The sequence below is a fragment of the Actinomycetota bacterium genome, assembly GCA_014360645.1.
Lineage (GTDB): Bacteria > Actinomycetota > Geothermincolia > Geothermincolales > RBG-13-55-18 > Solincola_B.
In genome coordinates this window covers 1-2,892 of sequence record JACIXD010000029.1, presented here as the reverse complement: position 1 = coordinate 2,892, position 2,892 = coordinate 1, and the positions used below count along the sequence as shown (strand labels likewise).

Below are 2,892 nucleotides of genomic sequence, written 5' to 3'. Positions count from 1 at the left end.
CAAAAGAGAGGACGAGGAGAAGGCCCGCATGCTTCTCGCCGATGCGCCGGTGCGGGAAAGCCTCTCAATCATCTCTTTTAAGGTGGTGAAATAGGCCTTGTGCCCGCTCTTTATGGTCTCCACCGTAAGGGCGATGGCCAGATGGCTCTTGCCCACCCCGGGCGAAGCGGTCACAAAACGCTCACTATCAGGGGATGGCCAGGATTCATTACCCCCTGCACCCCTTGGCGGGAGAGGAAGTCGGCATCCTGCGTAGCCATCGGGATGGAGACAGGCACTTCTACGTGATCAAGCTCGCCGATGACACCCTCTCCCAGGTGCCGCAATGGATGACGAAGCCGCAATGTGCACAAATGACCATCTCGGATACCCCTATGCTGGATGTCTCCACACTTCTCGACCTGAGAGACGACCTGGTTCGGATGAAGGAAAGAGAGGCCTTGCCCGCCAATCCCTGTGCAAGCATCAACGAGGAGGGAGATGGGCATGGAGGAAAGAAAGAAGGGCAGTCAGCTGGCGATGCCGCTTCAAGAGAAGGCCATTTGGGAACTGCTGCCGGAAAGGACAAGGGCAAAAGCCGTAAGCCTCTGTATCGAGATGATCCTCCAGACGAGCGAGCCAGGAGAGGAGGTGCGGGATGAACCATAAGGTCACCTACGAGCACCTGGCAAGGAAGGCCGTTATCTACATCAGGCAATCCTCCCCCGATCAGGTGAAGAACAATCTGGAGAGTCAAAGGAGACAGTACGCCTTGGCGGAGAAGGCCCGCGAGATTGGCTTTGCGCAGGTGGAGACAATAGACGAGGACCTGGGGCGTTCTGGGGCGAGCGCCGCGGGAAGGAGCGGATTCAGGAGACTGGTGGCCTCGGTATCTTTGAAAGAGGTGGGGGCCATCTTCTCCATAGAAGCCTCCCGCCTCTCCCGCAACAACCGGGATTGGGCCCAGCTCGTGGAGTTATGCTCCCTCACCGATACCCTGATCATAGACCACGACGGCGTCTACGACCCGCGCATCCTAAACGACCGCCTGCTCCTCGGGCTCAAGGGGACCATGAGCGAGTACGAGCTGGGGCTCATCCGCCAGCGGGCGCATGCCGCCTTGCGCGAGATGGCCAGCCGGGGAGCACTCGTGACCACCCTTCCCGTTGGCTATGTGAAAGACGGATCCCATGTCATCAAGAAGGACCCGGACCTCCGGGTACAGCAGGCTATCTCCCTGGTATTTGCGAAATTTGCCGAATTAGGGTCGGTGAGGCAGACGCATCTCTTCCTGCGGCAGGAGGGCATAAGGCTGCCGGCGATTGTGCGCATGCCCGAGGGTCCACAGAAGGAGTGGAAGCTCCCCGTCTACAATACCGTCCTGCACATCCTCAAGAACCCCATCTACTGCGGTGCCTATGCATACGGCAGGAGCGGGACTAAGATCGGGATCGAGGAGGGAAGCGCGGTCAAGGTCAGGGGCTTTCAACTTCCCCGCAAGGAATGGCAGGCCTTCATCCCGAATCACCATGAGGGCTACATAAACCTTTCCGAATGGGAGAGAAACCAGAGGATGATCGAGGAAAACGCGGCACAGAGGGGTTCCTCAGTAAAGGGGCCGGCACGCTCGGGCAGAAGCCTCCTTGCGGGACTCCTGCGCTGCAGGCGCTGTGGGAGGAAACTGCATGTGAGCTATTCGGGCAAGGATGGTAAAGTCCCCCGCTACTCGTGCCAGGGCGCCCACCTGAACCACGGCACGCAAAGGTGTATCTCCTTCGGGGGACTTGCCGCTGACAAGGCGGTGGAGGAGGAAGTTCTCAGTGCCCTCTCCCCCGAGGCCATCCGCGCTTCCCTGGAGGGATGGGATGGACTGGAGAGAAGGAGAAACGAGCACCGCAGAGCATTGGAGCTGGCTTTGGAGCAGGCTGAGTACGAGGCCCGCCGGGCCTTCCGTCAGTACGACCGCATAGAGCCGGAGAATCGGCTGGTGGCGGCCGAGCTTGAGCGCATCTTGGAGGAACGCCTCGGCGAGGTGGAGCATCTGAAGTGCGAGCTTGAGAAAATGCCCGCTGAAAAGCCCTTGGGGGGAGAGGAAAGAGAAGCCCTTCTCTCCCTGGCCTTCGACTTTCCTTCCGTATGGGATGGCGAGCAAACGGATATGGCGAAGAAGAAGCGTCTGGTACGAATCCTAATCGAGGAGATCTACGTGGACGTCGATGACGATGCAGCTCTAATCCATCTGACCATCCGCTGGGCCGGCGGCTGCCACACGGAGCTGGAGGTGCGAAAGAACCGAACCGGCGAGCATCGCCACACTACGGATCGAGATGTGGTAGAGATCGTCCGCGAGCTGGCCAAGGTGGCGAGCGATGCCGATATCGCGCGCATTTTAAACAGACTGGGAAAGAGTACCGGCAAGGGCAATACCTGGACGGAAGGAAGGATACGCAGCCTCCGATCCTACCACAAGATAGAGGTATTCTCTCCGGAAAGAAAGGCGTGCGAGGGGTGGCTGAACATGGCGGAGGCGGCAACATATCTTGGAGTGAGCGTGATGTCAGCGAGACGCCTACTTGAGCGGGGAGTGATCAAGGGCAAACAGGCCGTACCCTATGCTCCCTGGGTGATCGAGCGCGAGGATCTGGAAACGTGCGAGGTGAAGGAAGCAGTATCCGCCATCAAGAAGGGTGGGAGGACCGAGATAGGCGTTGGTTCCGACCAAGAAGGCCTGTGTTTTGTAGATGCTTGAAACGGAGGAAATGGTCAACGGGGATCATGAAGACCATCTTGATATGGCTCAACGATCGGTATTTATGCTGGAGATGGTCCGCTACCAGGCTTGTTCAAGATGAAAAACGTGATGAACAGTGGATTGTAGAGAGGAGTGCATTATGTCAGGGCCTCGGGCGGGCC

Annotated in this window: 3 protein-coding genes; 2 read left to right on the top strand and 1 reads right to left on the bottom strand. The window is 58.5% G+C overall.

What is annotated here, in order from left to right:
* The coding region (locus tag H5T74_14600; protein ID MBC7231604.1) for an ATP-binding protein at positions 1-174 on the bottom strand (174 nt) is incomplete at its 3' end.
* Positions 175-480: 306 nt separating this feature from the next.
* On the opposite strand from H5T74_14600, the gene H5T74_14595 reads away from it, so the two are divergent.
* Positions 481-648, top strand: a complete 168-nt coding sequence (locus H5T74_14595; GenBank protein MBC7231603.1) for a hypothetical protein — start codon at positions 481-483, stop codon at positions 646-648.
* The gene (locus H5T74_14590) at positions 638-2,728 is read left to right on the top strand and encodes a recombinase family protein (protein ID MBC7231602.1); all 2,091 of its coding nucleotides are present in this window, start codon (positions 638-640) and stop codon (positions 2,726-2,728) included. Before H5T74_14595 ends, H5T74_14590 begins: the two co-directional genes overlap by 11 nt.
* Positions 2,729-2,892: the final 164 nt, after the last annotated feature.